The following is a 26,739-nucleotide window of genomic DNA, read 5'->3' on the forward strand; positions in this document are numbered from 1 at the left end:
AGGTGACCGATATGCACCAGGTAATTTACGCACTCGTAGAAGCATCGACTGAAGACACTGCGCTTGCATGCGCAAAAGCAGCATTCGACCGGCTTGTTGGAGCGGGGCCTGACACTGCTGCCATCTTTGACTACTACGTGATATTCGATGACGAGCGGTCGTCCGTCGCCGGGAAGGCTCGGTGGGGCGAACTTCCGAAGTCAATCGTTACCACTTTCAGTGGAGTTCTGGTCAGCGCCTGCGACGGTATCGGTTAGAAACCGGTCAAATTCGAATCGTTTCAGACCGCTATAGCAGATAAATCCGATTGGCAATCCAATCATCCACGAGATGTCGAGGAATGGAACACTCACCGCTGCTCCCAGCAGAAGGCTCACGAGTGCGGATATCGAGAAGCCATGAATGAACCAGAACTTGGAGTTGGTATTAACCGTGTAAAGGGATGTGATATCGGTATCGCGTTTTCTGATGATCCAGTAGTCTGCGATCAGAATCCCGAGTGCCGGACCGAGGAAGACGGAATATGCATTGATGAATGTGTAGAAAATATTGCTCGAAAAAAGATACCATGGGAAGGAAACTACCGAAAGCGCACTCGTGAGAACGACTCCTTGCCGCCACGAGATACCAAGTGAATCTTGGAAAACGTGAGTGGGTGGGAGAATGTTAAGGGTGAGATTCGTGGATATCTGTGCTCCCAACACGAACAGTAACATTGCACTACCGACGAGGGGATTAGGGGCGACGATCATTATCGCCTCAATTGGGTTTGCATTTCCAGTCGAGACACCAAAGACAAGCCCCACCAGCAGCATGAACATCATCGGTGGTGCGATACCAAAGGCGTGACCCAATACCTGGTTACGAGCACCTCCTTTTTCCTTGAGATGACGGCTGAGGTCCGAAGCATTGAGGGCACCAGTAATGATGAACCCGACTGCTGCCGAAATCGTCGCGTAGAACTGACTTCCCCATGATCCAGAATAGTTGATGACGTCGCTCGGTATTTGCTGTGTCGTTAAAACGAGATACACGGTATACGCCAGCAACAGCCCTAGAATCCCGGCGGCGATCGAATCGAACCACTTGATCGATGTGATCCCATTGAGTGCGAGACCAACGTTCAGAAGAACGAACAGTACGAAGTACACCCAGACGTTTCCAAAACCCCACAACGTCGTCGTTATCGTTTGAATCGCGAGTGCCCCGATCCAGTTGCCGATACCAAGCCACCCGATGGCAGGGATAATTCTGAGATAGTTTGGGATGACTGCTCCTCGAATGCCGAATGCGGACCGTGTCTGTACTGCAAACGGAATTCCTTCTTCGTAGCCGGGGAACCCGTTCAGAATGAAAAATATTGTTGCGATGATCGTCCCGATCCCGATCGCGACACCTGCTTGAACAAGATTCAAATTTCCGTGCGGATAGACCGCGAAAAACGCGACAGCGAAGGCTTGAACGATAATCAACGAAGACCACCAGACAGGAATATAATGGGAGAGACCCATCGTCCGTTCTTCCCGTGGAATTGGACTTAATCCCTCAAGCTCCGTCGTATCGCCAATATTGTCTTGTGGGTCCTTACTCATGGATTAATCACCGTTTCTCGTGATATCATACTCCATGGCATTGCATACACCTATTTAAACTTTTGTCCTAGATTAGGACATTGTAAATTATACTGGTTCAATATTAGTATAATCCTCCTAATTACCGGGAAAAGACTTAATAGTATTTACATCGCCATCGTTGGTATGCCCATCGAGATAAACCGGAAACGGTTTGTAGATACGATGAAAAACCAAGCCGAAATCGGTGCAACTGAAAACGGTGGACTTCATCGTTTGACCCTTTCTGACGACGACCGAGAAATTCGAGACTGGTTTTACGAGCAGATGGATGTCGAGGGGCTCGACATTCGTATCGACGAGTTCGGAAACATGTTCGGCCGAAGGGAAGGTCGTGATCCCGAAAAGGGGACTATTCTACTCGGGTCACACCTCGACTCACAACCTTACGGAGGGATATACGATGGTGCACTTGGTGTCATTGCTGCCCTCGAGTTCATCCGTACTCTCAATGACGAGGAAATAGAAACCGAACATCCAGTCGAGATCGTCAACTGGACGAACGAGGAAGGGTCACGGTATCAACCTGCGATGCAAGGGAGTGGCGTGTGGGCCAGTAACCACGATATCGAGGAAGAATACGACAAAACGGACGAAGATGGGAATCGATTCGAGGATGAATTGGAACGAATCGGATACAAAGGAGATGTACCTGCAGCTCCGACGGAGAACTACGACGGCTACTTTGAGCTCCACATCGAACAGGGACCCTATCTAGAAGAAAACGACATGGACGTCGGAATCGTTACGGGTATCGTCGGATTCACCTGGGGTGCCATTACCTATTATGGTGAGGCCGATCACACAGGCCCCACTCCTATGCATTATCGCAGCGATGCACTCATTGGGGCGACAGACGTAATCACACAAATTCGGCGAATAGCGAATTCGCTCGGGGAACGAACCGTCGGCTCGACCGGTTTTATAGACGTTCAACCGAACTCGATCAACATCATCCCTAGTGAGGTGACGTTTACTTGGGGCTTTCGTGATCCAAGTGATGAGATCGTCGAAGACGCCTTCGACTGCGTTCTTGCTGAGGCGGAGAGGGCGGCGGAACGAGAAGGGCTCGACTGGGAATGGGAAGAACGCATGCGTGCCTCATCCGTCGATTTCGCCGAGAGAAACATCACAGCAGTCGAAAACGCCACGGAAAACTTGGGATACGACGCAATGCGGATTTTCAGCGGAGCTGGCCACGATGCCACACACGTCGCCGATGTCATGGACACGTCGATGGTATTTGCAGTCAGTGAAAATGGAAAAAGCCACTCCGAGGAGGAGTATACGAGCTGGGATGACTGCTACATGGCGGCAAACACGTTCGCGAACGCTGCATTCGAACTCGTAATGGAGGACTAATCATGGCCGATCCACAATTCGATCGTGTCGGTATCTGGAACTGGGAGCGCGAGGATATCGCCGATGAAGTGCGATATGCTCAGTATGCAGAATCCAAAGGATTGGACTCCGTTTGGCAGGGTGAGTCGCGTCTCGTTCGAGATGCGATGACTGTTATGGGCGCATATACGCAGGTCACCGACAAGATAGACATCGCCCCTGGTGTGACGAATTGTTATACACGGAACGTGGCGTTGATGGCCCAAACGTTTTCCACACTTGACGAACTTTCCGGGGGACGGATGAAGCTCGGCATCGGTGCCTGGTGGGATCCCCTCGCATCCAAAGTCGGAATCGATCGGCAGAGGCCGCTTCGAAGGATGTGGGAATACTGTACAGTGGTCCGGAAATTGTTCGACCTCGAGAACGTGACCTACGAGGGTCAAACACTCAGCGTCGAAGATATCGAACTTGATCTCGTCCGTTCGAATGCGTCACCGCGTGATGTCCCGATATATATCGGTGCAACGGGCCCGACAATGCACAAACTCACCGGCGAACTAGTGGGTAACGGAATTGCGGGCGGTGTGTTCATGAACTATCTCATTCCACCCGAACACAACGAACTCGGCATGCAGAAGCTCAAGGAGGGAGTCGAAAAACAGGGTGGTACAATCGAGAATGTCGATCGACCCCAGCTGATCGCAGTCTCGATGGACGAGGATCGCCAACGAGCGATCGACCAAGCCCGTGGGCTAGTTACGCAGTACATCGGACAGCAGCCACATATCAAGAAAGGATCGGGAATCGACCCCGAACTCGGTGAACAGGTCGAAGAGGAATTGGGAAGTTGGCCCGCGACTGCCGAGGATATCGAACGTGCAAGCGCTCTCGTAGATGATGAGATCGTGACGAACGTCGTCGCCGCGGGGACCCCAGAGGACGTCGTCAGTCGTGTACAGGATTATTGTGACGCAGGATGTACGGAGCCCGTTCTCTACTCGTTGGGTGATAACGTAGAGGAGGTCATCGACGTCTTCGCCGAGTTCAATTCGAAATAGCGATTCCAACGAGTTTCTGTTATTTAGCGTGTATCCCAGTCGGGGACCTCACGCTCGATGAACTCCCCATATCCTGGTTCCCCGACAACTTTTCCGTCTTCTGCGACAACTTCACCACGGACGAGGGTTTTCTTCACTCGACCGGTGACCGTTCGTCCTTCATAAATCGAGAACTCTGCCTTGCTTACGTTGTCGTCGGCAGTGATGGTATACGTTTCATCCGGGTCCATGAGGACGATATCCGCGTCCGTCCCCGTCTCTAACGTTCCCTTTTGAGGGAGTCCAAACGTATCGGCGGGGTTGGTGGACATCACCTGTACCACGAACGACGGTGAGAAACCTCTTTGATTCACCGCTTCGTCGTAGAACACTGGCAAGCTGACTTGGAGAGCGTTGGCTCCAAACGCACTATCCCACCAGTTTTCGACTTGCTTTTGGTCGAGTCGATATCCACAGTGGTCGGTAGAGACAACGCTCAGACAGCCGTTGTGAAGATGCTCGAACATCGCTTCGACGTCATCCGGCTTTCGAATCGGCGGTGCAATCATGGGTAGATTGCCCATCTCCTCGAAGATCGAATCGTCAAGTGTACAGTAATGAGTACAGGTTTCGGCACGAATCATACTACTATCGTCCTGGAAATACTCGAGAATGTCAGCTGCTTTTCGACACGTCGTGTGTATCCCGTAGTATTTCATCCCCGCTTCGACTGCCATTCGCGCTGCATCCTCGGCCGCCAAGGCTTCTGCATAATCTGGGCGTGATTTCGGATACCACTCCGGGTCTCCTTTTCCTTCCTCTTTGAATTGCTCGGTCAGCGAATCACAGATGGAGGGGTCTTCCGTGTGAAACACACCGACGGCATCTTCCTCTGCGAGATGCTGGATAGCCCTGTTCATGAATCCGTTCGAAAGGCCATGCTCGTATGCAGTGAACATCTTGAACGACGTCACACCGGCATCGATTACGTCGGAGATTTCATCGAAAACATCGGGGTCCTCTCGTGTGATTGCACCGTGAAGGCTGTAATCGACCAACGCATCTTCTCCTTTCTCTTGCTTTCGCCTGACTCCTTCCAGTAACGTTCCATCTTCGTCCCAAATTCCCAGTTCACCCTCCCATGCCTGCCATGCAAAGTCGATGTAAGAGGTCGTCCCACCGACAGCAGCAGCACCAGTCGCAGATTCGTAGCTGTCGATGGAGAACATATCGTCGATATGTACGTGAGGGTCGATTACGCCAGGCATTACAAGTAAGCCGGATGCATCGATCGTTCTGGTTGCGTCCGGTAACGTTTCATCCGTTCCTATCCCAACGATTTTCTCATCGTTGATCGCGATACTGGCGTCGGTTTTTCCTGTAGTAGTCACTACGGTTCCACCACTAATGATGGTCTCAACTACCATGATCGGAAATAACTCTTATAGGTGAAAAGTATTATGTCCAAATATACATAAATAAATTTTATTATTTTGTATTATAAAATATATGGTCGGGGGAATTGGAAATATTTATCCAACCATCGATCTAAGATGGGAGAACCCCGATGTTGGTGTCGGCCGATGAGAAGGAACTCAGGTCATGATTCATTCCCCCATCGCATTATCCGATACCTCAAGGGCGATATCGAGTGCATCAACCGCATCGTCGATTTCTGCATCCGTAATCGTGAGTGGTGGTGCAATGATGAGTGTGTTAATCATGTTCGCAACATAGACGCCGTTCTCGTAGGCTTTGCTCGCCACTTCATCGACGACCGTACTCCCCTTGCTGACCTTGTCCTCTCGAGTTCCGAACGGGACGCGTTTTTCCGCGTTCTTCGTCAGTTCGATTCCACGGAAGAGTCCAACACCCCGTGTGTCACCCACACTGGGATGATCGTTTGCGAGGTCATCAAGACGGGTTCCCAAATACTCTCCCGTCTCATGAGCCTGATCGATGAGGTTTTCCGATTGGTAGGTTTCGACCGCTGCAAGCCCTGCCGCTACTGCTGCTGGATGACCGGAATAGGTGTGTCCGTGGCAAAACATGGAGTCTTCGAAGTACTCGGCAATTTCACTGGTGACGATAGTGGCACCAAGTGGTTGATACGCCCCTGTCAACCCCTTCGCCATCGTCATAATGTCGGGTTCGACGTCGAAAACGTCACAGCCAAACCACTCGCCAGTTCGCCCAAATCCGGACATCACCTCGTCACAGATCAAGAGAGCGCCATGTTCGTGTGCGATTTCCTTGAGTCGGGGGAGATACTCATCAGGTGGCACGAGAATACCATTCGAACCAACGATCGGTTCGACGAGTACTGCCGCGACTGTATCGCCCTCCAATTTCAGCATTTCTTCTATGTACTCGAGACTCTGCATCGGATCTAATGTCGACCCATATGCGTATGGGTCTGGGGCTTTGATCGTCCCAGGGATCCCGGGCTCTGCTGCGAGCCGACGAGGGTCTCCCGTAACGCTAATGGACCCATAGGTCGCTCCGTGATAGGATCGGTATCGGGAGATGATTTTTTGTTTTCCAGTATAAAACCGTGCAATCTTTATTGCAGCTTCAACCGCTTCCGTACCGCTCGTCGAGAAGAACGTCTTCGAAAGGTCGCCAGGCGTTACCTCTGCTAATCTCTTTCCGAGTTTTGCACGTGCTTCCGTAGTAAAACCCGGGGCAACATACGCCGTTTCGTTGATCTGATCGGAGACAGCTTCCGCAACTCGCTCGGCGGAATGACCGAGATTAGAACACATGAGCTGCCCTGAAAAGTCGATGTAATCGTCCCCGTTAGCATCGGTGAAGGTGATGCCGTTGGTGTCTACGACCTGTGCTGGGCTCACTTCACTTTGAAACGACCACGTACCAAAGACGTACTCTTTGTCGGTTCGTTCGATTTCGTTTAGAGAGCTATCGGATTCACTTTCTTGACCGGACATCGTTGTCTTCTCTCTACTCTGTATGAGTTGATTAATCTTTGGTGGATTTGTGATATTCTAGGATATTGTCCTTCAATGCATCTTGATTCAGAACATCATCCGCATATTTATCTTCGGGTTGGATTTAGTGAGAAACTGTTATGAGGAGAGGGAGACAAGTGAACACACGACTCATGACGATAGAAACTCCGATCGACATTGATTCCGTACAAAATTACATCGATGGAGAATGGCGAGCCCCGAACGGTACCGACGGCCAAGATATAGTAAATCCCGCGACGGAAGAGACGATCGCGCATACGGATTTCAGTGCCAGTTCCGATGTCGACGAGGCGGTAGCGGCGGGATATGACGCGTTCGAGGGGTGGCGGGAGGTTCCGGTTGAACAACGGATCCAACCCTTGTTTCGATTGAAACAGTTGCTCGAGGATCATCAGGACGAAATCGCAAAACTGCTGGTTAAAGAGCACGGAAAAACGTTTCAAGAAGCGAAAGGAGAACTTCGCCGCGGTATCGAAAATGTAGAAGTCGCCTGTGGTATCCCGTCGCTCATGCAAGCGGGTCATCTTCCAAACGCTGCCCCCGAGATCGATGAGACTGCTGTCCGAAAGCCACTTGGGGTATTTACTGCAATCACGCCGTTTAACTTCCCGGGAATGATACCACTCTGGTTCCTCCCCTACGCAGTTGCTACTGGTAACGCGTTTATTCTCAAACCCAGCGAGCGAGACCCGTTGACTGCCCAGTATCTGTTCGCACTCGTCGAAGAGGCTGGATTCCCTGACGGGATTTTACAACTCGTGAACGGGAGTAAGGAGACGGTCAATACACTGTTGGAACACGATGATATTGCGGGGGTATCCTTCGTTGGAAGTACTCCGGTGGCCAAGTACGTGTATGAAACCGCTGCTGCTAACGGAAAACGGGTACAAGCGCAGGGTGGTGCGAAAAATCACATCGTTGTCGCCGAATCTGCTAACCTCGATTTCGCTGCCGAGCAAACTATCGGATCCGCTTTCGCGAACACCGGCCAACGGTGTCTCGCCAATCCCGTTGCTGTTGTTGTCGACGAGGTGTACGACGACTTCGCCGAGCGAGTGGTCGAAAACGCAGCAAACATGACCGTCGCAGACGGGTTAGCTGATGACTCTGAAATGGGACCACTCATCACGCAGGAACAGCAAGAGCGGGTCGAAGGATACATTCAAGAAGGTATCGAGGACGGCGCAGATATCCTCTTAGATGGCCGCGAACTCGAAACACCCGATACCGGAAACTTCCTTCGACCAACGATCTTCGGCAATGTCGATTCGGAGATGAGCATTGCTCGTGAGGAGATCTTCGGACCTGTCCTCGCACTTATCCGCGCTGACGATTTCGAGGACGCCCTTAGAATCATAAATCGAAGTCGGTTCGGTAACGCTGCGAGTCTCTTTACCGACCGAGGAAGCGATGCCCGAAAATTCCGCCATACGGTCGACGCTGGTAACCTCGGTGTGAACACAGGAACCGCCGCTCCGATGGCATTCTTCCACTTTGGTGGCTGGAAGGATTCCTTCTTTGGAGACCTCCACGCCCAAGGTGAAGACATGATTCATTTCTACACCGATAAAGCGATCTACATCGAGCGATGGCCTGACGAATAACACCGCCTTCTCCGCATTTCTCTATCCATACTCAGAAAAATCCTATGGACAAGGACGAACCGTCAGTCGAAAACCGCTGTGATCGAGTCATCGAGTGCATTCATTGCCCGGTCGATCTCTGACTGCGTTGCGATTAGCGGTGGGGAGACGATGATCTGGAAACCAGGGCGTCCGCCGCCCAGCAAAACGCCTCGATTCCGACATTCGTGTAAAACTGCTCCAACGGGATTTGCGTCGTCGTCCACACGGGGGTCGTGGAAGGAAGTCTCGGTCTCTGGGTCGGCGAATTCGACGGCCCATAACCCTCCTCGTCCACGAACATCATGCACGACCTCATGGTTCGATGTCACCTGTTGAAGTCGAGATGAAAGCCCTTCCTCCAGATCGGAAACACCATCGATTACGCCGTCTGCATACTCGTCGATTGCTGCACAGCCAGCAGCACACCCCATCGGATGTCCTCCAAACGTCTGTCCAATATCGAAACCGTCCGTCCGGACGAACGATGCGATATCTGGCGATACCGAGACACCAGCAAGTGGGGAATATGCGCTCGTAACACCTTTTGCTAACGTAATCATGTCCGGTTCGATGCCTTCGGTTTGAACACCAAACCAATCCCCACATCGACCGAAGCCGGTGATAACTTCGTCAGCAATGAGGAGGATGTCGTACTCGTCACATAGGTCGCGGACGTGGTCAAAATATCCTGGAGGAGCAGGAAAGGCGCCACTCGTCCCAGCGATAGGTTCCGTCAGGATCGCGGCAATGGAATCGGGGCCCTCGTTTCGGATCACGAACTCGAGGTGTTCGCCGGCGCGTCGTGCCAGTTCCTCGGGATTGCTGGTATCGAAGGCCTTCGGAATGGGTGGCAAAAACTTTGCCGCGCCCGAGGTGGCAGCGTGTCGTTCTATCGTTGCCCGTGTTTCGGGATCGCCCGTTAACGCTCCCGTACCGTACGTCCCGCCGTGATAGGATCGCCAGCGGGTGAGTACTGTCGGTGCATCCTGATACTCGCGCGCGATTTGTACCGCGATCTCATTGGCCTCACTTCCGGACACCGAGAAAAATGTGTGAGACAGGGAGTCAGGTGTGATACGTGCAAGCTTTTCGGCGAGCCGATCACGGATCGGTGTGCGTTTAGCCGACGAAACGTACGGTATCTTTCCTGCCTGTTCTTCCATGGCCGTGATCACTGCCTGGTTGCTGTGGCCGAGGTTGGTACAGTACAACTGCGAACAGAAGTCGAGATATTCGTCGCCATCCTCGTCCCAAACTGTCACACCATTACCGTCAGTGATACTGAGGGGCTTAGAGTCTGGGTCGTACCAATGGTGAATCGAGACTGCCTCCGTATCTTCGGAATCCTGCTGGGACATATAGGGAGATTTTTCTCCAAAATAATAAACGCTCGTTTGAACAACGTTCGAAAATTGCATCGGAAGCGAGCCATGATACGGTAATCTCGTGTCTGAATGTAGTCGATCAGCGAGCAACTCGATAGTGTCCGGTCGGGTTTCATTTCCATCAGTGGCCGGGGGCGCACACCCTACGCTATCCCGCTATTCATCAAGCCGATACGTTCGATAGTCTTCGTCACACGGTGGCCCGTATGTGGCATGTAGGGTCCGATCGTGGAGGTCGAGAATCACACTCGTGTCCGTCTGACTGCGCTCTTCCGGGAGAGAATTCGGATCTTCGTGTCGACAGATGCTCGCGGGACGTCCGAAGTGATCTCGAAGGGAGGACCTTATTGTCGCATCGTCTATCTCTCCACGTTGGTGTTCGAACAGTCGGTGAAGTCGGTTTGCCCGATAAAGCGAGTCGGGAAGTTGTCGTTCCATTCGGCTTTCGAAACCCGGCGTCATGAAGTGGTTGGCGTGTGTGACGATTCCATTCCGTGGGTAGATGTAATCGGTTCGGTGGGGCGACGTTTCGATGTCTATCACCTCTCCCTCGCCATGACCGACGACGTAATTGACCGAACAGGCGTGCGGCGTGGCGATAATCGATTCGAGTGCGCTGTCGTAGCGTTTTGCATCGAGAATTTCTCGACAGCGGAGATGGAAGGGTTTCCGAAACGGGTGTTCTCCATCGTCCGGTGAAACGAGGCCGTTAATCACGAGTCCGATACCGTGTTCATTGACTCCCATCTTTCCACCGACGATACCTGCCTCCGTAATCGCTATGTGATCACTCCCGTCGTTCTGATGAATCTCGTTCACGACGAGTGTATCCGCGATAGGAGATGCCCAGTCCCAATTCTGGCCAACGTACGTCTTCCCGTCGGCTGTCGCCGTCGGAAGGAGACCGAAACTGGTGCATCCGTCCGTCCCGGCAGTTTGTTCGGAATAGGACGCATAGAGTATCTCGTATCGAACGTTGAGAAGCATTACCTCCTCGATTGCAATTCCACTTCCGTCGGCGATGCCGCGTAGTTCCGAGGCGTAGTCGGCGTTCCAATCTTCGACGAGGGGAACATACTCGCTCGCTTGATTTCGAACGGTTTTCTCCTCGGCCCCGTGTTGTTCAAATCGTGTTAGGTACGTTTCAACGTTCGTACGAATCTCTTCAGCGAAGTGTTCTCCGTGAATAAGACCGCGTTCGTACGGTGACCCAGTTAGAACGAGATGCGGTAATGACGTCATCGTTCTTAATTGAAGGTGCTAATCATCCGAAGTAGTATACTCCCGTCGTGGCCCACTCCCCTGTTCTGGAAGGGCAAAATAACCAACCAGCAAAACCAACGCGGCCGACCCTACGCCAATGAACGTCGCAGGGATACCAAGACTCCCACCGAAGAAATTTGCAGCGAGACCCAAGACCGTCCCAACGACGATGGAGGCGAGTACGGCCCACCCGTTGACACCCGAGAGATAGAGAGCCGTATAAACGGGGACAAGGAAGGCACTCGTCAGCAGGATCGCACGAAGGTTGTAAAGACCAATAATGGTGTCAGGCGGGTTGACGGCCGCCGCTGTCGCAGTAATTCCAAAGAGAACGGTGGCTATCCGTGAAACGCGGAGTTGTGACTCGTCCGATGCGTTCGGCCGAAAGTAGCTGTAGATGTCTCGTGCCGTAGTGATACCCGTCGAGTGAAGCCGTGTGTCGGTCGTCGACAGGATCGCGCTCATGACGGCGAGGATGATAACGACACCTATCGAGGTCGGTACGTACTCGGTTATCAGCGTCGGGAACGCGTTGTCGATGTTGTTGATCGACAATCCGGCGTTCTCTAGTGCGACGGTTGTCGCACCACCGAGGATCACGAGAGCAGTGTAGAACACCGAAAGAATGACACCGGATGCTGCAAGATGGATCTTCGCCGTTCGGACATCTTTCGTCGCAGCGATACGCACGATCATGTTCTGTTCTGTGAATATCGTGCCGAAAAACGCGACGATGGATGCGACGACCCCGATAACCGTGTAGGCACCTGCTCCGAGGGGCGCGACGTTCGCTGAATTCATCGCGGCGAATTCGGTATTGATGGCAGTGAACCCACCCAGATCGAGCATCATGTATCCAAGCGCGAACAGAACGGCCGCGACCATGATCGTTCCTTGAAGAAGATCCGTCCACGCCACGCTAACGAGGCCTCCGAGGACGGTGTAGGTGATGAAAACGACGCCGATGACCCATACCATGTACTCGTACGGAACGCCGGTAATGGTCGTGACGAGGAGGCTGGCACCGACGAGTTGCATGATGAGGTACAGCCAGCCATTTGCAAGCAATACCGCTCCTGCAATCGGTCGTGCCGCTTGCCGCCCGGTCAGATCCGCGATGATGTCCGGCAACGTCAGGTGGTTTAACTGCCGAACACGGCCGACGACGAAGTAGAGACCACTCACACCGAGCATCAATCCCAAAATAGTACCAGTCATGAGCGAGTAACCGCCGCCGTACACAGCTCCGATAAATCCGATCACGCTGACTGCGCTCACAAAGTTGGCTACAAGCGACCACGTAGCCAGGGTCGGTCCCATGCTCTGACCCATCACCCAGAAGTCCATGACATCGGTAGTCTTTCTGTATCCCCAGATACCGATGGCAAGGACGATAAGCAGATACACTACGAACACGCCGAGATAGTACGGGTTGACGTCAGCCATCGTTGTGGCCTCCATCCGTGGCACGTGGTTCCGTCGCTGTTTTTTGAATGTTCTCGTTAACCGGTTTTCCGAACAGTACGTGGACGACCGTGTAATGGATCGCCCCAAGGCTCCCGGCTAAAATCGTCGCAACGAAAACCAGGAACATCGTCGTTGGCATGCCAAGTATTGTCATGTTTGGGTCTACCACATAGGATACCATTTTTGAATGTAAATCTATCGGTTCTCATTGTACAATATATTATAGAAATATATGATTATCGTATAATGTCCTTGATCACGCCAAAATATAGATATAATCTCCCTGGAGAGATCTTCCCAACTCCTTTTGAAAAATATTGTACGACAGGCTCAGCTTTATTCCGCTACGTGATTTTCCGAGAGTATTTCTTCAGTCGCGCCGAGAAGGGCAGAAAGCCCATCTGCTGCGGATGAAAGCTCTACATGTTCGTCGTATGTATGTGCCTGTGCCAAATCTCCGGGACCCCAAGTGATTGCCTCAGTATCGGCGTCATTGATAAAGTTACGAACGTCGGTCGATGCACTCACCCCCCACGGTTCTGGAGACACGTCTGCAACCCGTGCAGAGTGCTTTCGGAATACATCTGCAAGGACGCTGTCTTCGTCTATTGCAGCCGATTCGTAAGTTCGCGTCCGATTCCAGGAGATCGTAACACCATGTTCCTCTTCGACGCTACCTACTAGCTCGTCGATCTCCGAGTCGATTTGTTCGATGGTTTCATCTGGGAGGAAACGACGGTCGATGGTGATTTTTGCTTCTTCAGGCACGACGTTCTCTTTTGTGCCTGCTCTAAGCATCGTCACAGTCGAATAAGCTTGCCCAACCAGGTTGTCAGTACGTTCCCGGACAGTGGAATCGTACTCATCAAGTGCGTCCAACACAGGTTTTGCGAACTGAATCGCGTTCGTTCCTTGGTCGGGACGACTCGCATGGGATGGGTCACCCGTTACAGCGATTTCGTACCATGCTAGACCCTTCTCGCTCGTTGCAGTGTGCAACCGAGTCGGCTCGAGAACAACACCATAATCCCCATCGTACCCGCGTTCGAGGAGAGTTTTCGTTCCCGGTTCGGCCGTTTCTTCACCAATCGCAGCGTGAAAAACGAGCGAGCCAGGAATTTCTCCGGATTTGATATCGTCTGCAAGGCGAGCCACTGTCAACATTCCTATCGCAACACCGGTCTTCATATCGACGCTACCACGACCGTAAAGACGTCCGTCTACTTCATCACCGGCATACGGATCGTGTGTCCACTGACTTCGGTCCCCGGCCGGTACGACGTCGATGTGGCCATTCAACACCAGTGTTGGTTCCCCTCTCCCAACCTTGACGCCAACCTGCGGTCGGTCGGAATACGGTTCCTCGATAACCTCCGCTTGGATATCACGTTCTTCGAACCAGTTAGCGATATACTCCGTACACGCTTTTTCGTTACCAGGCGGATTTTCCGTCTCAATACGGACGAGGTCTCCAATTAAGGTAGTCAGCTCTTCTACTTGTTCCGTGTTGCCCATGTACAAACTCACTCTCCATTCTTCAAAACATTTGTGATTAGGTGTATCATGTCCGTTTGTATCGTTGACTCCGGAATTATATTCTAAAATGAAGACCTTGTCTGGAAATTATTCTGTATTGTGTGTATGTACTTCCCGAGATACCGATCAGAATTAGGCTCCTGGAAGCGTACCGCTCCCCTCTTCACTGATGTCGATTGCCACGTTCTTCGTTTGAAGATACGAGTCTAGTGCTTCCAAGCCTTTTTCGCGACCAATACCACTGTGTTTGTAACCACCGAATGGGGTTTGTGTCGTATCTCCGAACCATTTATTCACATAGACATTGCCCGCCTCAAGGTATCGTGCGAGACGGTGTGCCCGAGTAATGTCATTTGTGAATATTCCTGCTGTCAGTCCGTACGTCGTATCGTTAGCTATCGATAGTGCCTCCTCTTCATCACGGAAGGAAATCACCGAGAGTACTGGGCCAAATATTTCCTCCTGAGCGATCCGCATATCGTTTTGGACATCAGTGAAAATCGTCGGTTCAACAAAGTAGCCCGGCCTGTCAAGTGCATTCCCCCCGAGTAGCGGTGTTGCACCCTCTTCTTTTCCGATTGCGATATACTCCAGTACCCGATTTTTGTGTTCAGCAGACGCAAGTGGACCCACGTCGGGGTCCTCTATTCCTGGGCCGATTTCATACTCGGCGACTATCGAGGTGATTCGATCGACCAATTGATCGTGGATATCTTCGTGAACAAGGAGTCGATCGGCAGCAGAACAGACCTGCCCAGCGTTCGTGAAAATGGCAGAAGCGATACTTTCGGCTGTCCGATCGAGAGGTGCATCAGGGAATACCATTGCTGGATTCTTCCCACCGAGTTCGAGTGTCACTGGTGTAACGGTGTCTGCTGCATGCTTCATGATCGATTGACCTGTCGTGACACTTCCTGTAAAGGTGATCGTATCGATATCGGGATGTGACACGAGTGGTTGTCCAGTCGATTCACCAGTTCCAGTTATGATGTTGACAGCACCCTCTGGAAGGCCGGCTTCAGAACAGAGTTTGGCAAGTCGGAGAGTCGATAGTGCTGTCTGCGGTGCCGGTTTGACGACGACCGTGTTTCCGGCGACCAACGCCGGTGCGACACCCCGAGCAAACAGGTTCCCGGGGAAATTCCAAGGTGTAATCTGTGCACTTACTCCGTACGGTTCACGGAGCGTGAAATCGACTTGGTCCGACCCAACTGGTACGCTTTGTCCTTCGAGCTTATCAGCAACCCCGGAATAGTATTCGAAATATCGCCACGCACCGCGCATATCACTTTGTGCCTGAGATATCGATTTCCCCTGGTCTTTGCATTCGATTGCCGCTAGTTCGTCGGTAGAATCGCGGATCTTTCTTCCGATGCGATGGACGATACGACCTCGTTTCTCTGGTGAGACATTACGCCAGGATTCGAAGGCAGTACGAGCAGTTGAGACAGCTTCGTCGACGTCTCGTGAGCCAGCCACCGCGATCTCTGTGAACGAATCCCCCGTTGCAGGGTCGTAGGACGAAATATATTCGTCTGTGGATGGGGGCATTTGTTCTCCACCGATGAAGAGGAAATACCGTTCTTTGAAAGAGATATCTGGTTGAACCATGCTCCCTCTGTGTTCGCCATAACGATAGTGCTTTGGCAATAATACAGTGATAAATTAATAAACAGAACAATATTCATATATCGAGGCCCAATTAGGATAACAGACTAAATTGAAGGCAGATAAACCGAAGTTTGATAATAAATGGCACGAGACTGGTTCACATGAGCTTTTCCGAGAAGACGGTGATAGTAACGGGGTCGGGTTCTGGAATGGGCCAAGCTATCGCAGAGAGATTCGCTTCCAAAGGGGCAGCAGTCGTGTGTGCAGATATCGATAACGCTGCTGCTACCCAAACTGCCGAAACAATCGAACACGACGACGGCATTGCACTTGCAGTCGAAGCCGATGTCTCGTCCGAGAACGACGTGAAAACGATGATCGAGCAAACAGTGGCGGAGTTCGGTTCGCTCGATGTGTTGCACAACAATGCAGGCATCCCTCAACAGGCGACCCCGGTTGAGGACGTTTCTGGGACGGAATGGGACCAGATCATCTCCGTCAATCTAAAAAGCGCCTTTCTCGGGGTGAAATACGCTGTCCCACATCTTCGCGACGGCGGTGGTGTCGTCCTTAACACAGCATCTACGGCAGCGATTCGACCACGAACCGGACTTTCGGCATACGTAGCATCGAAAGGCGGGATGATCGCTCTCACAAAGCAACTTGCCTACGAACTTGCACCGTCCATCCGGGTGAATGCCATTTGTCCCGTGGCGACGGATACACCGATGCTGTCGAAGTTTGCGGGGGAAGACCTCAGCGTAGCCAGTATGAAAGAGACGATTCCACTCGGACGCCTCGCAGAACCGAGGGACATCGCTGCGGCGGCTACGTTCCTCGCAAGCGATGACGCCGAAATGATAACGGGAACAACTCTCGAAGTCGACGGCGGGAGAGATATCTAATGGCCACTAAGCAGGCCATTTACGACGAAGTCGATGACCGACGCGATGAGATCGTTTCACTCCTCTCTTCGTTTCTCGAAATCCAAACAGAAAACCCACCGGGTAGAAATTATCGAGAAGGGGCTGCCTTTCTCGATACGGTGCTTTCGGAACGGGGGTACGATGTCGAGCTAGTCGACGTCCCCGAAGATATCGTAGAACACCACTATCCGGAGCGATCCCACTTGGAGCGGGTAAACGTGTTAGGTCAGAAATCATACGGGGATGGGCCGAACATCCACTACACCGGTCATTACGATGTCGTTCCAGCAGGAGAAGATTGGACTAGAGACCCGTTCAACCCGACGTTAGAAGACGACCGAATGTATGGACGCGGTGCCAGCGATATGAAATCCGGTATCGTCGCCAGTCTGTTTGCAATCGACGTGTTAGAAACCGTCAATGCTGAATTGAACGGATCAATCACACAAAGCATGACGGTCGACGAAGAAACGGGTGGGTTTACTGGCCTCGGCTATCTCGCACGACAAGGTCATCTCGATGGAACCGATTATTGTGTCTACACCGAATGTTTCGACTCCTCCCGGGTCTGTCTCGGTCATCGTGGGGTTCTGAAGTTCAAGATCGTGACACAGGGACGAAAGGCACACGGCTGTATGGCCCACGATGGGATCAACGCTATCTCGACGATGAATGATTTCTTAACACGCATCGAAGAGTATCGGACCGACCTCCACCAACGGACGACTGATCTTCCGGTCACACCCAGTGAGTCTCGACGGGCGGATATCTCGGTGACGATGATGGACGCGGGCTACTCCGAGAATGTCGTTCCGGATCGCTGTACGGCAACATTCTATCGGGTACTCGTTCCAACCGAATCGGTCGCGGATGTCCGGAACGAGATTCGGGAATTGATAGTCAAAACAGAGAACAGTATGGATGCCTCTCTTGATTATGAGGAAATCATGTTCGCGGAACCGACGAGCGTTTCCGAGGATTGCCAAGTGAGCCAAACGTTTGCCAAGAATGTCGAGTCGTTTTACGGGGATTCGGAATTCGTCATTTCCCCTGGGTCTGACGATCAACGCTTTGTCGTCAACGATGCAGGCATCGATCAGTGCATCGTGTATGGTCCGGGACGTTTAGAACAGGCTCACGTCGAGGATGAATACGTCTCGATCGAAGACATTCTTACTGCAATCAAGGTGATGGCAGTTTCGACTGCGCAGCTCATCGGCGATTTGGACGACTAGTTCGTCAGTCGCTGTCTATCAAAATTTGGTCTCTAACTAAGACGTAATCGTCTTCGATCAAACAGAGACGAACAAACAGAAACTAACTTGCAGAAATGGATGTTGGTCTTGTGAAAGATGACTGCCTCTCGAGACAGTTGAACAATGTTCTGTGGATGGCAATTTAATTAGAAGTATTTACCAAAAAGCGTGCTTTACATATATGTTCGGGCGTGAAACTAGCTTAATGACAAAGGGATATTCAGCGAGTGATGATTTTGATGAGGTCGATATGAAGTTGCTTGCTTTTATCGAAGATGATTTCGACGTTAGTTTGGATAAGCTATCAGATGAATTGGAGCTTTCGAAGTCTGCAGTCCATTATCGTCTCAACAAAATGAAAGAAAGCGGAGTAATCAATGGTATCACCGCCGACTTAAACCCAGAGCCGTTTGACCTGGATATGGTGGCGATCACTGAGGTATCCGTCACCCATGAGAAAGGATATTCGACCGATATCGGGAACAAACTCACAGATATCAAGGGTGTAGAACAAGTATACTATACGATGGGTGATGTCGACTTCATGGTTCTTACTCGTGTACAGGATCGAAATCGGATGAACGAAGTCATCGATCAGATGGTTGCTATCGATGGTGTTAACGAAACCTCCTCTCGTTTTGTGATGGATGAAGTAAAAAACAACCCGAAATTCATGGATAATTTCTCTCAAGAGTGATTTATCGAAGCTAAAGGCACTGTCTAGTTTAGCTCCTCCTCGACAGGTGTTCGGTTGTTGAGCGATTGGTGCGGTCTCTGATAGTTATAGTAATGCACAAACTGTTCAAGCTACCGCTGGACGCTCGGCCGACTTCCCACCCACGACGTATGAAAGCGATCGATGTGCTTCGATCGTTCGGTATTTTTCGCCCCCTGAAGGGTGCGGGGCGAATCAGATGTGCCTCGTGGAGCGAGTATGTCCAGTAACAACGTCCTATCCCAATTGACGTTCACGAAGCGAGTTGCAAAGCGCGCCCAGTACGAAGCCCTCGAATTTTCACTCGAAACGAGGGGTGTCCTCGTTCGGAATACGAGCCATGCAAATCCAGCCGATCATGAATATCTCGTCATCGTTCGCGACAGAATCCCCATCGCCTGTGAGTGTCCTGCTGGTGCACGGTACGACGGTGCATGCAAACACCGTGTTGGCGTTGCGATTCGAACGCCACTCTTGCAGGCAGCGACAAACCACTCCCTCGTCGCGGACGGGGGAACGTAAATTGAGAACAAACCGAAAACCCATGCGGAAGATAGCGACCCAGACCAACCAGAAGACTGTGACTGTGATGGACTGGGTGGCTTTCCGTGTTGGCCCTGTGTGCGATCCGGACGTCGCAATCTTCCGGAAGAGTAGTGCGAATCACGTGTGAGTTTGCTTGTCTCTGTACCATCCTCGCCCGCCGTTTACGGCGGGATTCTCTCGCTGATTAAAGATAGCGACGGTCTATTCAGCAGGTCAGGTAACTTTATCAGTCCAACGTCCAATCAGATCGTGTCAAATAAATTGGGTTCGTCAAACTCGAGAGCTTCCGTGACGGCCACCGGAAGAGCTGGCCGCGGTGCGTCCTCATGACGCGTTACCCGCTCCGATTTTTGAGTTTCCTCATACACCGCACGTGCAACCGGAACACCTCGAAGAAAGTTGTGTTCATAGAGGATCTCGACGCCACGTTCAGTTGGCCCCCAGAACTTCGAGGGTAAATTCCGTGTCGACACGTTCGGTTCGTGTACGTAGACGTCGAGGATACCAGCTTCTCGTAACGTCTCAAGTTGATCGAGGATCGCTGCCTCGTTCTTCGGAATCATATAGTCAAGCTCGGCTAGCGACACGAGGTGAGCCGGATGGCCAAGGATCAATTGAATGATGAGGTGGCGAGTCTCCTGCGAGAGCAACTCACGCATTCTTCGTTGCTCTGCAAACGGATCCTCGAACCCTTCAGGGGCCGTATCGCTCATACTTCACAGTAGGGTTCTCGGGTGTATAATGGTTTGGGTCAAATAAGTCAATAGAATTCAGATCTAACTGACTCAATTAGAAACGTCTTTCACTCAGTTAGTCGTACACGGATGTATGAGTGCTCCATCCGTTCCGCCGAATGCTGGGAAGATTATGGCGGCCGTGCAGCGAGCGTTACGAGGACTGGATGTTGGGTCCACGGAAGCCATCCAGATCCTCTCATGGGCAAACAATGAGACACCCGCAATCTACGATCGGGATCAGACCGCATATCTCGTCCTTGGAAGTTATCGTGACCCGTACCTTCGCCGGGTACGGGCAGTCAGTGATCGATTGAACCGTCGATACGGTACATACGCGTTTCTTATTGGCGACCTCACAGACATCGACATCCCACGACTCCCAGAATTTCGCGTGAAGTTCCATATTACAGCAACGCTCAGTGATTACGTCGCAGCCGTGTTCGAACAGGATGCGGGCGGCGAAGTCAACGAACTCGGTAAAATCAGTGAAACCGAGTACTTTGAGAAAGCATACGCTTTCCCTCGCGCCTACCACTGGGAAACAGAAGCACATCTCACAGATGAACACGATGTACTCGCTGCGGCTGCACAACTCATGGTAACCACAGATATCGGTGAGGAGACGAAAACTGCAGAACTGGAGGCACTCGTCGAACGCGCCAAACAAGCTGATATCGACATCACGGTTGACACCCTTGTTGATGAACTCGAAGAGCAAGAGATCGAGGTTCCTTCGTACAGCTGGGTGCATCTGAATGATTTCCGTCTCTTCGAACTACACGGTCGGTGTTACCCCTGGACAACTGAGGATGAGTTACTTGACGTAGCAGACGAGCTTCCCGGGTTACCAAGACCAAGATGGGAGCAACAGTAGGCAATCGCAATCTTCCAAGGGGATAGTGCGAATCCAGTGCAAGTCTGCTCCTCTCGCAGAGTGATTTTATTGGCGCCGGCGATGGGTGCCGGCGCACAGATGAAGTGTTGTGTAATGGAGTTGTGTCGAATCAATACGTCGGCGAGGTGACCGATATGCACCAGGTAATTTACGCACTCGTAGAAGCATCGACTGAAGACACTGCACTTGCATGCGCAAAAGCAGCGTTTGACCGGCTTGTTGGCGCTGGTCCCGACAATGCTGCCATCTTTGATTACTATGTGACGTTCGATGACGAGCGGTCGTCCGTTGCAGGAAAAGCTCGGTGGGGCGAACTTCCGGTCGTCGCACCAGTCGACTCCGACAACGGCGAAAAACTCTTAGAACGTGGCTGGGAGGCAACCAGGCAAGAGTTCGAACGGAATCTCGAACGAGTGAGAACGGCGGTTACCGAGTTCAGTGACGATGAGCTCATGCATGACAAAGACCTCGCCCGCCACGCCTGTTACAATCTTGGCGCATATCGTGGTCCATCGCTCTACCTGTACACTGAATTCGGCGACGCAATCCGTAATCGTGAACACCTTGAGCATGTGCTTGATGCCGACGAGCAGCTGTGGATCATCCCGGCGGATGTCCACTACTGACGAGATGGATAGATCTTCTGTGTCAGAAACCGAAGCTTCTTTTTGTGATACAAGCGTATCACAGCATATAAGCACAGACACCGATTCGGGAACAGACGGGGAGATGGAGAAAATCAACGTTCGGGTTCCACAGGCATTGCTCGTCCAGATTGATGAGGTATGGGAAGAGCGCGGCTATGCAAATAAATCCGAGTTCATCCGCGACGCACTCCGTGATGCAGTCAATCCGCCAACGCAGTTGTCCGAGGAAGCTCTGCAACACCTCGCTGAAAGCCGTGAACAGCGAGAGCGTGATGAAACGCTGTCGCACGATGAGATGAAGGACCGTCTCGGTATCGATGACTGAAATAGAGTGGACACCGAAAGCGCTCGAACTTCTCGAAGGACTTGAAACCGAACCACAAGAGCGGTTGGTCAAGAAACTTGACGAAGCAAAAGATTGGACATCCCATCGACTCGAGAAACTCACCGGCCGTACTACAAACTACGTGCCGGTGACTATCGGGCGATAATAACGTGGAATCGGAACGACGACGTTCTCATCGTCGAAGCCGTCGGTCATCGGCGGAACATCTACGATCGTCATCTTCCGCCGTGACATCCTCCTCCCTGAAGGATGAGGCTTGAGCGCCCTGCTCCGCCGAACATAAACGAAGCAACATCCCCCCTCACGAGTCGAGTGAGGAGAGCGTTTTTCGCCACCTGAAGGGTACGAGGGGAAGACAGAGACCTTCGTGGAGAACACATGCCTGAGTCCAATACACTACCGAGAACGGAAGCTGAGTCGAAACCGGATCCTGAGTCATCAACAGAAACAGAATACGTCGAACGGACTGACGTCGGCGTCTCACTCACCGTGAAGCTCACGCGCAGCATCGACACCTGCGATCAAGATACGATCAGGGCCAAAATGAAGGCGACAACGTTAGAGGAGGCACGGGAAGACATGGAGACGCTGCGGGCGTACGTCAGCGACCTCGCAGCAGACGTACGGCAGATTCAGCCAGCACCCCCCAGGAAGAACGTCGCGTTGCCATCGACCACCTTCACGCTTCAAACGGAGAGTTCGCGGCGTCTGGTTCAGCGCCATCAAGGAACACGAGGTTCTCCCGCCCGACTTGCACCCGCGTGATTGTTCCGTCCTCTTCCATTGTCCTGAGTTTGCGACTCACAGTCGATTTCGACCACGGAGCCTCTGCCGTGATATCGGCCTGCTTCATCCGCCCCCTGTACTGAATCAATAACGACCGAATCCGCTCGTCGTCCGTCAACATATCCTCGTCGACCAAGCTCCCGAGCGAGGACTGGTCCGCCACAGCGTCGCCAGTTGGCGTTGCAGTCGAAGTATTAACACTAGAATGTGTGTCTGCTTGGTCGTCGTTCGACTCATTTCCATCGAACATTGTGGAAAGCACGCTTCGGAGTGTCGAGAGGAGGCCACCGGCAGACTCCTCCCTCGAAGTGGAAGGGCCGGTTGTCTCGCTCATGAGTGTCGTCTCCGTATCCAAAGAACTGGAAGAGGTCAGGGTCCACTCGACATTCCCATCAGAGACCTCAACGACGACATCGAACAACGACTCGAGGGTGTTGATGGTCTCCGGGTCATGGATATCGGGATCCACCTGGAAGTACCCAGTTGCCCCGGCGGCCCGTATGCGGTGGGTGAGAACGTGGAGATACCGAAATGCGGTGTCGAAATCGATGTATTCGAGGAGGATGGTCAATGTCTGCATCGAGACGACTCGTTGTGTGTCGCCGTTCGTCCACGCTTGCAACTGCTGGCTGAGTGGGACGATGATTTCCATCGGATCCGTCGGATCAACGAATTCGGTCGTCACTGAGGCAGGCGTCTGGTCGGCAGTGGCGTCGGCGTGCACCATGCCATTCGCATGGATGAAATGAGTCTCATGCGGGAGTGATCCGATATGCCGCTGCCAGTCTGCGAGCCATTGTTGTGGGGACTGTGTGTAGGTAACGGCGGCCAGTCGTATCTCATCTGCCGACGCCGACGCGACAAGTTTCAGATGCGTTCGGTGCCCGTCCGGCGTGAGTGGTGTGAGGACGAGGACGTTTGCTGGTCCGTGCAACGCATCTACGTTCGTGTGTTCAATCATTTGTCGATTTTCCAACTGGCGGTGCTGGGTTGTCAGTTACAGCACCGAGATCCACTCCGAAAGAGAAAGACGTAGAAATCAAGATAGTCGCTCGTAGAGAGCACCATACTATGAATTTTCTGTTTTCTCCCGGTCGTCTTATGTGTGAGCAGAACCGTCTGATTCGATACGAAAGAAAGCGGAGAGGCGGCCTCAACGTATTTGAGGCTGACTACGTAATGGACAGGCGAGATGAACTCAGAGGCAGTCAGCTACCAAACTGAGCTGCTCACCGAACTCATTGAAGCTGGTGAAGCCGAGGGAGTGATATCAACCACCAAGGTAGAGCAACTCCGCACACGAATTATAGAAGCAAATTCGGGGAGCGAAATTGCCGACTTGTGGGCGGAATTGGAGCACACGTACGGTGTGCTTAACGAAGAAAACTGGTCGACGTAAGCGATAAGAGCTTTTTTCGCCCCCTGAAGGGTGCGGGGGCAGACAAAGACCCTCGTAGAGTACACATGACTGAGACCAGCACAGTCCCGAGTAGGGACGCTGAATCAAATCCAAATCACGAGTCATCAACCGAAACGGAGTACGTCGAACGGACTGACGTCGGTGTTTCACTCACGGTAAAGCTCTCTCGTGGAACTGGCACGCGAGATCAGGACACGATCAGGGCCAAAGTGAAGGCGACAACACTAGACGAGGCGCGGGAAGACATGAACACGCTTCGGGAATACATCCACGACTTCGCTGAAGACGCTGGCCAGATCCAGCCAGCAGACTCACACGAATAGTAATTCTTTTGGGTGTTGCACAGAATTGTGCTACTATAGGATGTACGAAGTATGTGGTGAGAAGGAGCTCAAGGTCATCCTCGCGCTTGATCAAGGAGATTCCATCTCCGGCGTCGCACGGAAAATCGACGAGAATCGAGAGACGATTCGCCGTGTTGTGAACCGCATTGAGGAAACGGGGTACGTCGCGTACGATAATGGCCTCCATCTCGTCGATCAGACGATTCGAGACGTCGGTCTCGAGTTTTTGACTGCGACAGCAGATATCTCGCCACCGTCGATCTCAGAAGCGTATGTTCTCCCGCAGTTCGCGGGTATGGAGTATGCATTCATTGCCATCGATGCGATCTATGTCTGGACCCGTGGTGGCTACCAAGTTGCTCGCGATCCGGAGGACTATCCGCTGTTCATTGCCGTCCACGAGTCCGACGTCGACGCCTGGACGGAGTTCTTCGATCGGTTCGGAATCCCGACTGCGAAGAAACGCCAGCCCGCCGATGACCTCAACGGCGCCATCCAGGTCGTCCTCGAACCACAGTCACAGATCGAGGCCGAGATGGTCGACGGACGACCCGTCATCTCACTCCAGGAAACCGTGGCGTTCGCAAACGAGTACTACGCGACCTTTGAATCAGCACTCGACATGCTCGGACGGATGTACGACGACATCGACACTGATGCGAACTACCGCATGGACTGACTGGAATTCCCTACAGGCTCTTTATGGACGTTTAACTATTGCAGCAGCACTCGTATGACTGCTGACTGAAATTTTTCACATGGTCATGGATCGTGACAGCAAGACCGAACATCATTCCAGCTTGCTCAGCGGTTGCAACCGTATCGCGATAATACGCTGCCGATCGATTGTCAGTGTAGAGCGTCTGGAGACGGCGAGCCGTCTCCTCGGAGAAGACACCGAGTGCCGCGGCACGGTCGTAGGCTCGCGTGTCAACTACCCCGGCGTAAACGCCGGGGCTTGTCGGTGAACTCCCGTTCACGCCGAAACTTCGGCGGACGAAAACTCGTCACTCACGTTCAACGTTCCCGACTTCAGGGCCAGTTGACGGTTGGCCCGTCCACGCGGAGACTTTTGCCCTGCGTGGACATGCTTTATTCCGATGTTCTTTGCCGCGTTGTAGTCTGCATGAGCCTCGTAGCCGCACTTTCGACAACAGAACCGCTCCTGTTTCGGGCGGTTCCCACGTTCGGTGTGACCGCACTTTGAACACCGTTGGGACGTATACGCCGGGTCTACCTGTGTGGTCGACATCCCGAACTCTGTGGCTTTGTACTCGACGTACTCGTAGAGCCGTCTGAATGCCCATGCGTGGAACGCTTTCGCGCCCGGCATACGGTCTCGAATATCGGTGAGGTCCTCGAAGGCGATTGTAGAACAGTCGTGAGTTCTTGCTTCTTGAACGAGGGCCTTCGAGAGACGGTGGAGGTAGTCTTCCGCCCATCGGCTTTCCCGGTCGCCGATCCCGTCGATAGTTCGGTGAGCCGATTCCGTCCCAGTCTGTTGCAGTGAGCCACGAATCGTCTCGTATTCGCGACGTCGGTGATTGAGGTAGCCGCCCGACCACATGCAGCCCGTCGATGTAGCAGCTATCATCTTTACGCCAAGGTCGACGCCGAGGACCGTCCCGCCCTCGGCATCCAGCGGCTCGTCGTCTTTGGCTACGCCGACGTGAAGATAGTACTCGCCATCGCGGTAGTGAAGCGTCGATTCCCGAAGCTCCCACTCGTCGTTTCGCAGGTACGTCGTCTGTGGGTTCTCGCCTTCCGGGGGAAGGATGTACTCGGCTGTTACGCGCCCGTTGACCGCCGCAAGCGTACAGTGGTCGTCGCGGTACGTCACCGCGTTTTTGTTGTAGACCACGGTGTTTGCCGTGAACGTGGGTTGGGTGGCGTACTTCCCGTTCTGCCATGCCGATATGACGCCCTTCACCGAGTCCGCCGCGTAGTTCCGGGCGGCACAGACGAGATCAGCGTTCAGCCCGTCAGTGGCTTGGCGGACCTGCTGATACGTGAGGTGGTGGAGCTTCGTTTTCGACGTAATGACGTATCCGTCGTCGTTGCGCTCGAACGCGCGGTCTGCGACCAGTTGAGCGGCTTGACGGAACCGCTCGGTGGTTTCGCGGAGATTGTCGCGCCGCTCGTCGGGAACGGCTAATTTCACAACAACGGTACGTCGAATCACAGTTCCATATATAACACCAACTATTATAAAAGCATGAGAGTTGGATAGCT

At 52.6% G+C, this 26,739-nt stretch carries 24 protein-coding genes and 3 pseudogenes; 15 read left to right on the forward strand and 12 right to left on the reverse strand.

Features of this window, described 5'->3' with window-relative positions; translation table 11 throughout:
* Positions 1–11: 11 nt before the first annotated feature.
* Positions 12–203: pseudogene (locus LJF34_RS16310) on the forward strand (hypothetical protein); the annotation flags it as partial.
* Here LJF34_RS16310 and LJF34_RS16315 read toward each other — a convergent pair.
* Positions 201–1,592: a cytosine permease gene (locus LJF34_RS16315; protein WP_231186366.1), complete on the reverse strand. Its 1,392-nt coding sequence runs from the start codon at positions 1,590–1,592 to the stop codon at positions 201–203. The pseudogene LJF34_RS16310 and the gene LJF34_RS16315 overlap by 3 nt on opposite strands.
* A gap of 165 nt (positions 1,593–1,757) precedes the next feature.
* Here LJF34_RS16315 and LJF34_RS16320 point away from each other — a divergent pair, with 165 nt between their 5' ends.
* Together LJF34_RS16320 and LJF34_RS16325 are read left to right on the forward strand one after the other, a co-directional pair.
* Complete coding sequence (locus tag LJF34_RS16320; RefSeq protein ID WP_231186367.1) at positions 1,758–2,993, forward strand: Zn-dependent hydrolase; 1,236 nt, start codon at positions 1,758–1,760, stop codon at positions 2,991–2,993.
* A gap of 2 nt (positions 2,994–2,995) precedes the next feature.
* A complete protein-coding gene (locus LJF34_RS16325; protein ID WP_231186368.1) occupies positions 2,996–4,033 on the forward strand; it encodes an LLM class flavin-dependent oxidoreductase in 1,038 nt (345 codons plus the stop codon).
* Positions 4,034–4,056: 23 nt separating this feature from the next.
* Here LJF34_RS16325 and LJF34_RS16330 read toward each other — a convergent pair whose 3' ends face one another.
* Together LJF34_RS16330 and LJF34_RS16335 are read right to left on the reverse strand one after the other, a co-directional pair.
* On the reverse strand, positions 4,057–5,439 hold the full coding sequence (locus tag LJF34_RS16330; RefSeq protein ID WP_231186369.1) for an amidohydrolase family protein: 1,383 nt from the start codon (positions 5,437–5,439) through the stop codon (positions 4,057–4,059).
* Between the two features lie 180 nt (positions 5,440–5,619).
* On the reverse strand, positions 5,620–6,960 hold the full coding sequence (locus LJF34_RS16335) for an aspartate aminotransferase family protein (RefSeq protein ID WP_231186370.1): 1,341 nt from the start codon (positions 6,958–6,960) through the stop codon (positions 5,620–5,622).
* Between the two features lie 158 nt (positions 6,961–7,118).
* On the opposite strand from LJF34_RS16335, the gene LJF34_RS16340 reads away from it, so the two are divergent.
* Complete coding sequence (locus tag LJF34_RS16340; protein WP_231186371.1) at positions 7,119–8,606, forward strand: CoA-acylating methylmalonate-semialdehyde dehydrogenase; 1,488 nt, start codon at positions 7,119–7,121, stop codon at positions 8,604–8,606.
* Positions 8,607–8,668: 62 nt separating this feature from the next.
* Here LJF34_RS16340 and LJF34_RS16345 read toward each other — a convergent pair whose 3' ends face one another.
* The 5 genes from LJF34_RS16345 to LJF34_RS16365 form a co-directional block, all read right to left on the reverse strand.
* Positions 8,669–9,985 (reverse strand): aspartate aminotransferase family protein, encoded by a 1,317-nt coding sequence (locus LJF34_RS16345; protein ID WP_231186372.1) that lies wholly within the window; start codon positions 9,983–9,985, stop codon positions 8,669–8,671.
* 183 nt (positions 9,986–10,168) lie between these two features.
* Positions 10,169–11,254, reverse strand: coding sequence for a C45 family peptidase (locus tag LJF34_RS16350; RefSeq protein WP_231186373.1), 1,086 nt, complete (start codon positions 11,252–11,254; stop codon positions 10,169–10,171).
* Positions 11,255–11,272: 18 nt separating this feature from the next.
* Entirely contained in the window at positions 11,273–12,721 is a 1,449-nt protein-coding gene (locus tag LJF34_RS16355) for a sodium:solute symporter family protein (protein WP_231186374.1), read from the reverse strand.
* A gap of 357 nt (positions 12,722–13,078) precedes the next feature.
* On the reverse strand, positions 13,079–14,257 hold the full coding sequence (locus LJF34_RS16360) for a M20 family metallopeptidase (RefSeq protein WP_231186375.1): 1,179 nt from the start codon (positions 14,255–14,257) through the stop codon (positions 13,079–13,081).
* Positions 14,258–14,410: 153 nt separating this feature from the next.
* On the reverse strand, positions 14,411–15,889 hold the full coding sequence (locus tag LJF34_RS16365) for an aldehyde dehydrogenase family protein (RefSeq protein ID WP_231186376.1): 1,479 nt from the start codon (positions 15,887–15,889) through the stop codon (positions 14,411–14,413).
* 161 nt (positions 15,890–16,050) lie between these two features.
* Here LJF34_RS16365 and LJF34_RS16370 point away from each other — a divergent pair, with 161 nt between their 5' ends.
* From LJF34_RS16370 to LJF34_RS16380, 3 genes are all read left to right on the forward strand, one after another.
* Positions 16,051–16,794, forward strand: a complete 744-nt coding sequence (locus LJF34_RS16370; protein WP_231186377.1) for an SDR family oxidoreductase — start codon at positions 16,051–16,053, stop codon at positions 16,792–16,794.
* Positions 16,794–18,050, forward strand: coding sequence for an ArgE/DapE family deacylase (locus tag LJF34_RS16375; RefSeq protein ID WP_231186378.1), 1,257 nt, complete (start codon positions 16,794–16,796; stop codon positions 18,048–18,050). Before LJF34_RS16370 ends, LJF34_RS16375 begins: the two co-directional genes overlap by 1 nt.
* A 202-nt stretch (positions 18,051–18,252) precedes the next feature.
* A complete protein-coding gene (locus LJF34_RS16380) occupies positions 18,253–18,768 on the forward strand; it encodes an Lrp/AsnC family transcriptional regulator (protein WP_231186379.1) in 516 nt (171 codons plus the stop codon).
* Positions 18,769–18,791: 23 nt separating this feature from the next.
* On the opposite strand, the pseudogene LJF34_RS16385 reads toward LJF34_RS16380, so the two are convergent.
* A pseudogene (locus LJF34_RS16385) lies at positions 18,792–18,932 on the reverse strand (integrase core domain-containing protein); the annotation flags it as partial.
* A 73-nt stretch (positions 18,933–19,005) separates the two neighbouring features.
* Between LJF34_RS16385 and LJF34_RS16390 the strand changes: the two are divergent.
* Positions 19,006–19,308: a hypothetical protein gene (locus LJF34_RS16390; protein WP_231186380.1), complete on the forward strand. Its 303-nt coding sequence runs from the start codon at positions 19,006–19,008 to the stop codon at positions 19,306–19,308.
* Between the two features lie 266 nt (positions 19,309–19,574).
* On the opposite strand, the gene LJF34_RS16395 is transcribed toward LJF34_RS16390, so the two are convergent.
* Entirely contained in the window at positions 19,575–20,045 is a 471-nt protein-coding gene (locus LJF34_RS16395) for an ArsR family transcriptional regulator (RefSeq protein WP_231186381.1), read from the reverse strand.
* 115 nt (positions 20,046–20,160) lie between these two features.
* On the opposite strand from LJF34_RS16395, the gene LJF34_RS16400 reads away from it, so the two are divergent.
* The 4 genes and pseudogenes from LJF34_RS16400 to LJF34_RS16420 all read left to right on the forward strand — a co-directional run.
* Positions 20,161–20,943 (forward strand): hypothetical protein, encoded by a 783-nt coding sequence (locus LJF34_RS16400; protein WP_231186382.1) that lies wholly within the window; start codon positions 20,161–20,163, stop codon positions 20,941–20,943.
* A gap of 155 nt (positions 20,944–21,098) precedes the next feature.
* Entirely contained in the window at positions 21,099–21,590 is a 492-nt protein-coding gene (locus LJF34_RS16405; protein ID WP_231186383.1) for a hypothetical protein, read from the forward strand.
* Positions 21,591–21,609: 19 nt separating this feature from the next.
* Positions 21,610–21,936: a ribbon-helix-helix domain-containing protein gene (locus tag LJF34_RS16410; protein ID WP_231186384.1), complete on the forward strand. Its 327-nt coding sequence runs from the start codon at positions 21,610–21,612 to the stop codon at positions 21,934–21,936.
* A gap of 399 nt (positions 21,937–22,335) precedes the next feature.
* Positions 22,336–22,596, forward strand: a pseudogene (locus tag LJF34_RS16420) (hypothetical protein); the annotation flags it as partial.
* 40 nt (positions 22,597–22,636) lie between these two features.
* Here LJF34_RS16420 and LJF34_RS16425 read toward each other — a convergent pair.
* A complete protein-coding gene (locus LJF34_RS16425; RefSeq protein WP_231186386.1) occupies positions 22,637–23,704 on the reverse strand; it encodes a MarR family transcriptional regulator in 1,068 nt (355 codons plus the stop codon).
* 231 nt (positions 23,705–23,935) lie between these two features.
* Here LJF34_RS16425 and LJF34_RS16430 point away from each other — a divergent pair, with 231 nt between their 5' ends.
* The 3 genes from LJF34_RS16430 (at position 23,936) to LJF34_RS16440 (ending at position 25,186) form a co-directional block, all read left to right on the forward strand.
* Complete coding sequence (locus LJF34_RS16430) at positions 23,936–24,142, forward strand: hypothetical protein (RefSeq protein WP_231186387.1); 207 nt, start codon at positions 23,936–23,938, stop codon at positions 24,140–24,142.
* 65 nt (positions 24,143–24,207) lie between these two features.
* On the forward strand, positions 24,208–24,486 hold the full coding sequence (locus tag LJF34_RS16435; RefSeq protein ID WP_231186388.1) for a hypothetical protein: 279 nt from the start codon (positions 24,208–24,210) through the stop codon (positions 24,484–24,486).
* 40 nt (positions 24,487–24,526) lie between these two features.
* Entirely contained in the window at positions 24,527–25,186 is a 660-nt protein-coding gene (locus tag LJF34_RS16440) for a helix-turn-helix domain-containing protein (RefSeq protein ID WP_231186389.1), read from the forward strand.
* A 297-nt stretch (positions 25,187–25,483) separates the two neighbouring features.
* Here LJF34_RS16440 and LJF34_RS16445 read toward each other — a convergent pair whose 3' ends face one another.
* The gene (locus tag LJF34_RS16445; RefSeq protein WP_231186390.1) at positions 25,484–26,689 is read right to left on the reverse strand and encodes a transposase; all 1,206 of its coding nucleotides are present in this window, start codon (positions 26,687–26,689) and stop codon (positions 25,484–25,486) included.
* Between the last annotated feature and the right edge of the window lie 50 nt (positions 26,690–26,739).

Origin of the sequence: Haladaptatus sp. DYF46, assembly GCF_021083305.1 — an archaeon.
GTDB lineage: Archaea > Halobacteriota > Halobacteria > Halobacteriales > Haladaptataceae > Haladaptatus.